The 7,403-nt window shown below is 66.0% G+C and carries 6 protein-coding genes; 3 read left to right on the forward strand and 3 right to left on the reverse strand.

Features of this window, described 5'->3' with window-relative positions; translation table 11 throughout:
- The 3 genes from K0F86_RS22105 to K0F86_RS22115 all read right to left on the reverse strand — a co-directional run.
- The coding region (locus K0F86_RS22105) for a xanthine dehydrogenase family protein molybdopterin-binding subunit (protein WP_257572299.1) at positions 1-1,793 on the reverse strand (1,793 nt) is incomplete at its 3' end.
- Positions 1,786-2,253 carry a (2Fe-2S)-binding protein gene (locus K0F86_RS22110; protein ID WP_219136326.1) on the reverse strand — a complete coding sequence of 156 codons (468 nt, stop codon included), beginning with the start codon at positions 2,251-2,253 and terminating at the stop codon, positions 1,786-1,788. The genes K0F86_RS22110 and K0F86_RS22105, both read right to left, overlap by 8 nt.
- Positions 2,254-2,277: 24 nt before the next feature.
- Positions 2,278-3,576 carry a cytochrome c gene (locus K0F86_RS22115; protein ID WP_219136327.1) on the reverse strand — a complete coding sequence of 433 codons (1,299 nt, stop codon included), beginning with the start codon at positions 3,574-3,576 and terminating at the stop codon, positions 2,278-2,280.
- Between the two features lie 189 nt (positions 3,577-3,765).
- Here K0F86_RS22115 and K0F86_RS22120 point away from each other — a divergent pair, with 189 nt between their 5' ends.
- The 3 genes from K0F86_RS22120 to K0F86_RS22130 form a co-directional block, all read left to right on the forward strand.
- A complete protein-coding gene (locus K0F86_RS22120) occupies positions 3,766-5,418 on the forward strand; it encodes a Na+/H+ antiporter (RefSeq protein WP_219136328.1) in 1,653 nt (550 codons plus the stop codon).
- Positions 5,419-5,615: 197 nt separating this feature from the next.
- A complete protein-coding gene (locus K0F86_RS22125) occupies positions 5,616-6,203 on the forward strand; it encodes a YfiR family protein (protein WP_257572300.1) in 588 nt (195 codons plus the stop codon).
- A gap of 8 nt (positions 6,204-6,211) precedes the next feature.
- The coding region (locus K0F86_RS22130) for a diguanylate cyclase domain-containing protein (RefSeq protein ID WP_257572301.1) at positions 6,212-7,403 on the forward strand (1,192 nt) is incomplete at its 3' end.

Consider the following 7,403-nt stretch of genomic DNA (forward strand, 5'->3'; position numbering starts at 1 on the left):
AGCACGTGGGCCAGGCGCGCGGCGCCGCCGACGGCATTCGGCGCGCTGCCCGCGTTGCGCCCCGTCGCCTGCAGCAAGGACAGGCGAAACGCCAGCGGATCGACCTTGGCCGCCTGCGCCGCCTCGTCCATGAAGCTTTCCACGGCCCAGTTGGTCCAGCCCGGCCCCACGGAGCGCAGCCAGCCGGGGCGGAAACTGCTGTTGGCCAGGTCGTTCGACACGGCCCGCACGCGCTGCGCGCCCACCGTGTACCAGTGGTCGGCGCCGGCGATGGCGAACGGATCGTACGGATGGCCCTGCTTATCCTTGGCCAGGAAGGCGGGAATCATCGCTTGCGTGGGCCAGCCCGCGCTCGCTTCGTGCACCATCGCCGACACCTTGCCGGCGTCGTCGAACGCCATGCGCACATGCTGCACGGATGGCGAACGGGGCGAATCGAAACGCGCATCGTCGGACCGCGTGCAAATCATCTTGACGGGCCGCCCCACGGCTTGCGCCGCCAGCGCGGCCGGCACGCAATAATCGCCATTCAAACGCCGCCCGAAGCCGCCACCGAGCAGATAGGTATGCAGCATGACCTTGCTCTCCGGCACCTTCAATGCCTGCGCCAGCACGGGCAGGATCAGCGATTGCCACTGGTTGCCCGCATGGATATGCCAGATGCCGTCGATTTCCTGCGCCAGCGCATTCACCGGTTCCAGCTGGAAATGCAGCACGGTGCTGGTCGTGTAATGGCGCTCCAGTTGCAGGCTGGCATCGTTGAACGCTTGTTCCACGCCATCATCATCGACCACGCGGGCGCCCAGGCCGGCATCGGCCAGCTGCTTGCCTGCATAGTTGACGATATCCTGCTCCGACACGTGGGCCGCCGCACCGGCCCGCCATTTCACCTGCACCAGGTCGGCCGCGCGCATGGCGGCCGCATACGTGTCGGCCACCACCATGACCCAGCCGGGCACCGTGCCGCTGGGGTCTTGCAAGGCGAACGAGCGCAAGTAGCCCTTGACCTTTTTCGCGGCCGTATCATCGATGGACACGACTTTCGAGCCGTAGCGCGTGGGCGGGATCTTCGGGCGCGCATACAGCATGCCCTCGATTTCCGCATCGATGCCGTACACGGCCGTGCCATTGATTTTCGCGGGGATGTCGAGCGCCGGCACCTGCTGGCCGATCAGCCTGCGCTGCTGCGGCGTCTTCAGCACGATGGCTTGCAATTGCCCGGGCGTGTACTGGCGCGCCAGCTTGCCACGGCGCACGATGTCGCCATAGCTGATCGAGCGTCCCCGGCCATGCACGACACCGAGCCGGGCGTGGCAGGCGGAGACGGGCACGCGCAGCAGGCGCGCGCCCTCCTCGACCAGCGCGAGGCGGCCAGCCGCGCCGGCACGGCTGAGCGGATCGAAATTCTGCCAGACGGACCAGCTGCCGCCCGTGACCATCAAGCCCCATTTCGGGTCCGTGTCCACGTAATGCAGGCGCACCTTGCTCCAGTCCGCTTCCAGCTCCTCGGCCACGATACGCGCCAGGGCCGTGCCGATGTGCTGGCCCATTTCCGCCTTGGCGATATTCACGGTGACGATGCCGTCGCGGCCGATCTGGAACCAGATGGTCGGGTCGAACACGGGCGCGGCAGGCTTGACGGGCGGCGCGGACGCCGCCTTGCCGGCGGCCAAGGTGCTGTCCGCGCGCAAGAAGGCCAGCGTAAAACCCGTGCCGGCGGCGGCGATCAGGAAACCGCGCCGGCCCAGCGAACTGGGGCGGGCAGCAGAATGTTCTTTCGGCAGCTTAAACACGGGGCGCCTCCTGCATGCCGGCCGCCAGTTTAATTGCCTTGCGGATCCGTACATACGCCATGCAGCGGCACAGGTTGCCGCTCATGACGGCATCGATATTCGCATCCGTCGGCTGCGGATAGTCTTTCAACAAGGTGGCCGCCTGCATGATCTGGCCCGACTGGCAATAGCCGCACTGGGGCGCCTGCGTGGCCAGCCACGCGCGCTGCAGCGGGTGCGTGCCGTCCGGCGAGAGGCCTTCGATGGTGGTGATGGCGCAGCCGGCCACGGCGGCAATCGGCGTGATGCACGAGCGCATGGCGCGGCCATCCACGTGCACGGTGCAGGCGCCGCACATGCCGATGCCGCAGCCAAACTTCGTGCCTTTTAATTTAACTTCGTCGCGCAGCACCCACAACAGGGGCGTCTCGGCGTCGGTCTCGGTGCCGAAGGGCTGGCCATTGACGGTAATGTTATACATAAATATTTAAGACACTTTCAAGAATTACTTGCCGGCGCGCGCGCGCGCCACGGCCGCTTCCAGGTTCGTCCAGGCCGGCTGGGTGCTGCGGCTGCGGCGCAGATAGGCGGCCAGCTGGGCCACGTCGTTGTCCGTCAGCGAGGCGGCAAAGCCGGGCATCAGCACGCCGGGCATGGCGTCGTCCTTGCTGATGCCGTGCAATATCACCTGGGTCAGGTTGGCGGGATCGGGCGCGCTGACGGCGCTGTTCAGGCTCAGTTCCGGACGCAGGGCTGTGGGTTTTCCATCGCTGTTCGAATGGCACGATGCGCAGGCGGCCACGTACAGGCTGGCGCCTCGGTCATTGTCGACCAGGCTGACGCGCTGCGAGCGGGCGATGCCGGCTTTCACGACGGTATCGGTATCGACCTGGCGTTGCTCTGCGCCGGCCACGCCGACAAAATACGTGGCCAGCGCGCGGATATCGCTGTCGGGCGACGCACCCATGCCTTCGTGCACGACGGCCGACATGGGGCCGGCCGCCACGCCGTGCAGGGCCGTCGCCCCCGTGCGCAGGAAGGCGTACAGCTCGTCCTGCGTCCACGGCAGCGGTGCCGTATTGGCGCTGGTCAAGGCCGGTGCATACCAGTGATCGATGGAAGCGCCCAGATACGACGAGCCGGCAAGCTCGGCGCCCAGCGCATTGCGTGGCGTGTGGCAGGCGGCGCAATGCGCCAGGCCCTCGGCCAGATAGCGGCCCCGGTTCCAGTCCAGCCCTTGCGCGGGGTCAAGCTGATAGCTGGCCGGCTTGAAAAACAGCAACTTCCAGCCTGCCTGCAAGGGCCGCAGGTTCAGGGGGAACGGCACGCTGTTGGCGGGCGCGACCGCATACACGGGCGGGCGCGTCATGAAATACGCGTACAAGGCCGTCAGGTCCGCGTCGGAAACGAGCGTGAAGTGGGTGTACGGAAAGACGGGAAACAAATGCGCGCCATCGCGGCCCACGCCTTCGCGCATGGCCCGCTGGAAGGCGGCCAGCGACCAGCGGCCGATGCCCGTCTGCCGGTCCGGCGTGATATTCGTGGCATAAATCGTGCCGAACGGCGTGGCCAGGCCATGGCCGCCCGCGTAGTCGGCGCCGCCCTGGGCCGTATGGCAGGCGGCGCAATTGCCCATGCCGGCCAGGATGCGGCCCTTCTCCACCACTTGCGGGGAAAAGGCCGTGGCGGCAGGCGGATCGATGGGCGCCAGCGCGGGGCGCCAGTAATACAAGTAGGCAGCCAGGGCCGCCACGATGAGCAATGCCAGCGACAGCAGCAGGCCGGTGAAAATCTTTTTGAGCAAAACAGGAGTCCGATAAAAGGCTAAGCACGCGCCTGCCACGCACGGACGGCGGCAACAGGGCGGATTATGACAATGATAGGGACAATCTTACCGCGATTGTGACTTGTTGTATGTACGCAATGACACGCAGGCAACGCCGCGGGCGGACTGCGCCTTATAATCAGCGTTTCAGCACGCCGCCGCTCCTTCATGCATACCGTTACCATCATCCTCATCCTCGTCTTGACCGTCGTCCTGTGCGGCTTTCTCGCCCGCTCGCGCTGGGTCAAGCTGCCGCTGCCCCTGATCCAGATTGCCGGCGGCACGGGATTGGCCCTGTTTGGCGTGCAAGTGCCGCTCGATCCCGACATTTTCTTCCTGCTCTTCATCCCGCCGCTGCTGTTTCTCGATGGCTGGCGCATTCCCAAGGGCGCCTTCTTTTCCGATGCGCGCTCGATCCTGATGCTGGCCATCGGCCTGGTGCTGTTTACCGTGCTGGGCATGGGTTTCTTCATCGACTGGCTGATTCCCAGCGTGCCGCTGGCCGTCGCCTTCGCGCTGGGCGCCATCCTCTCGCCGACCGACCCCGTGGCCGTGTCGGCGATCGCGGCCGGCAATCCGATTCCGCCGCGCCTGATGCACATCCTCGAAGGCGAATCCCTGCTGAACGACGCCTCGGGCCTGGTCTGCTTCACGTTTGCCGTCGGCGCCATGATGACGGGCGGCTTTTCCATCGGCGCCGCCTCGCTGAGTTTCCTGCAGGAAGCGGGCGGCGGCATCGTCATCGGCCTGGCCATCTCGTGGGGCGTGGGCCTGGCGAATAAATGGCTGGTGAGCAAGGTCGGTGAGGAACCGGGCCTGCAAATCCTCATCAGCATCCTGATTCCGTTCGCCGCCTACCTGGGCGCCGAACAAATCCACGGCTCGGGCATCCTGGCCGCCGCCACGGCGGGCGTGTCCATGCATTACGCCGACCTGATCGGCCGCCCGCTGGCCGCCACGCGCACCCAGCGCAAGGCCGTGTGGGATACCGTGCAACTGGTCTTGAATGGCGTGATCTTCGTCATGCTGGGCGCGCAACTGCCCACCACCGTGGCCGGCTTGCCCGCCGCCTCCATGGAAGTGGGCGCCGGCAGCGCCTGGAAACTGCCCCTGTTCGTCGTCGCCATCACGGTGGGGCTGACCTTCATGCGCTTCATCTGGGTCTTCATCTCGATGAAACTGACCCTGTTCAAGCACCACAAGAAAATGGCCGGCGAACCGAAGGACGCGGCGCTGCTGGCCCGCCCCAGCCTGCGCCTGCTGCTGGTGGCCTCGTTTGCGGGCGTGCGCGGCGCGCTGACCCTGGCCGGCATCCTGACCCTGCCGTTGTTCTTGCCTGACGGAAATCGTTTCCCCGCGCGCGACCTGGTCATCTTCCTGGCCATGGGGGTGATTTTGCTGTCGCTGATATTGGCCAGCGTCACCCTGCCCCTGCTGACCAAGGGCCTGGTGTTCGCGCCGCCCGCGCGCCGCTCGACGGAAGAGCGCGATGCCCGCGCCGCCGCCGCCGAAGCGGCCATCGCGCGGCTGGAAAAAGTGTGCGAAGGCATCGACAAGAATGACAAGCAGCAAGTCGTCACCGAGGCGGCCAACCGCCTGATCGAAGCCTACCGGCGCCGCCTCGCGTACGGCGAAAGCAGCAACGACGAGGCGACGCGGCTGCAGGAACTGGCCAAGGCCGAACGGGCGCTGCGCCTGGAAGCGCTGAACGCGGAACGCGATGAACTGTACCGCCGCCGCATCTCCGGCGAACTGGACGACACCATCCATTTGCGCCTGCTGCGCGAAATCGACTTGCTGGAAGCGACACTGGAAGAATAGCAACACTCTGTTGCACGGAAATAGTGTCGATAAGTCAATTCTCATGATAAATAATGCAAGTTTCAGCATTCGTGTTTATAATGCAAGATTGCATGGCATAGCGCCATGATTTACTTTCAGCATGGACTTCCGTACAGTCTGTGTTGTTGAGTAAGAATTTGAATAGCCGCCCGACCTGCATAAAGATACCCGACGCCGTGCCCTCCTCTCCCCGCCACCGGCAGCGCTGCGCGCCGCCCGCCCTGCCCGTGCTGCTGACCTCGCTGCTGGCCTCGCTGTTCGCCATCGGCGTGCTGGCGCCGGTCGCGGCGTGGGCGCAGACGGGCGCGGCGGCCGACGCCAGACGGCCGGCCGAAGTGGCCCAGGTCCTGTTTGGCATCATCAGCTATGTGCGCTGGCCCGTGGCGCATCCGGAAGTGCGCGTATGCATGCTCGGTGCCCCCCGCTACGGGGCGGCCATCGTCGACAAGCCCGCCTCCAGCCTGGGCCAGCGCATCCGCGTGAAAGTCCCGGCGGCGGCCGCCGCTGCCGGCGACTGCGACGTCATCTACCTGGGCAGCCTGCCCGAGGGAGAGCGCGAACACCTGCTGGCGCAGATCATCGGCAAACCGATTTTATCGGTCGCCGAACCGGGCACGTCCTGCAGCGTGGGCACCATGTTCTGCCTGCGCCTGAACGACGCGCAGATCGGTTTTGACGTCAACCTCGACGCCATCGCCCGCAGCGGCCTGCGCGTGCATCCGAACGCCTTGCAAATTGCACGTCGCAAGGCAGCGCCGCCATGAGCGCCCGCATGAGCAATCAATCTGCCCGCCAGCCCCGCCCCACGCTCGACAGCGTGCTGCGGCGCGCCCACCTGAGCGTATCGCTGATCGCCGTGCTGGCGGCCGGCCTGACCCTGACAGCCGTGGCGCTGCTGGCCCTGCGCGTGTATTCGGACCAGAACCTGCGCCTGGTGGCCCGCTCGATGAGCTACACGGTGGAAGGGGCCGTCGTCTTTGGCGACTCCATGGCCGCCAGGGAAGCGCTGGCCTTGATCGGCGTCAATGAAGATGTTGACCAGGCGCAAGTGAGCGACATGGCCGGCAAGGTGCTGGCCCGCTGGGAACGGGGTCAGCACGGCACGCGCTACTCCATCGAACGCGCGCTGACGGGCTGGATACTGCCCGATTCGCTGACCTTCCCCATCATGCGCAATGAGCAGGCCATCGGCAGCATCAAGCTGGTGCCGCACAGCCGCAGCCTGCTGCCCTTCCTGCTGAGCGGACTGTCCTGCCTGCTGGCTTGCCTCGTGCTGAGCCTGGTCGTCGCCGTGCGCCTGTCGCGCCGCATGGAAACAGAAATCACCTCGCCCCTGCGCCACCTGGCGGAAACGGCCCACCGCGTGCGGCGCGACCGCTCGTTCGAACTGCGCGTGCCGCCCGCCAACATCGCCGAACTGAACCAGCTAAATGACGACTTCAACGCCCTGCTCGACGAACTGGAGGCGTGGCAAAGCCATCTGCAAAAAGAACACGCCTCGCTGTCGCACCGCGCCAACCACGACAGCCTGACGGGCCTGTCGAACCGCGCCTTCATGGAAGCGGAGCTGGAACGCGCCATCCTCGAAGCGCGCCTCGGCAATGGCAAGGTGGCCGTGCTGTTCCTCGACAGCGACCGCTTCAAGTACATCAACGATACATTTGGCCATGCCTCGGGCGACCGCGTGCTGGTGACGATCGCCGCGCGCATCAAGCAGCAATTGCGCGAGGGCGACCTGGTGGCGCGCCTGGGCGGCGACGAATTTGCCATCCTGCTCAAGCCGCTGCGCAACAGCAGCGACGCCATGCACATCGCCGACAACATCATCACCGCCATGGCGCAAGCCATTGAACTGCCTACCGGTAACAGCATCGTCAGCTCGCTGACCATCGGCGTGGCCGTCTTCCCCGATCACGCCATCGACGCCGTCTCGCTGGTGGGCGCGGCGGACGAAGCCATGTACC

This window comes from Janthinobacterium sp. UMAB-60 (assembly GCF_900095235.1).
GTDB lineage: Bacteria > Pseudomonadota > Gammaproteobacteria > Burkholderiales > Burkholderiaceae_D > Janthinobacterium.

Bases quoted from the DNA above. Each gene is read 5' to 3' on its own strand.
- K0F86_RS22110 (WP_219136326.1), bottom strand. From the start codon at position 2,253: ATGTATAACATTACCGTCAATGGCCAGCCCTTCGGCACCGAGACCGAC.
- K0F86_RS22120 (WP_219136328.1), top strand. From the start codon at position 3,766: ATGCATACCGTTACCATCATCCTCATCCTCGTCTTGACCGTCGTCCTG.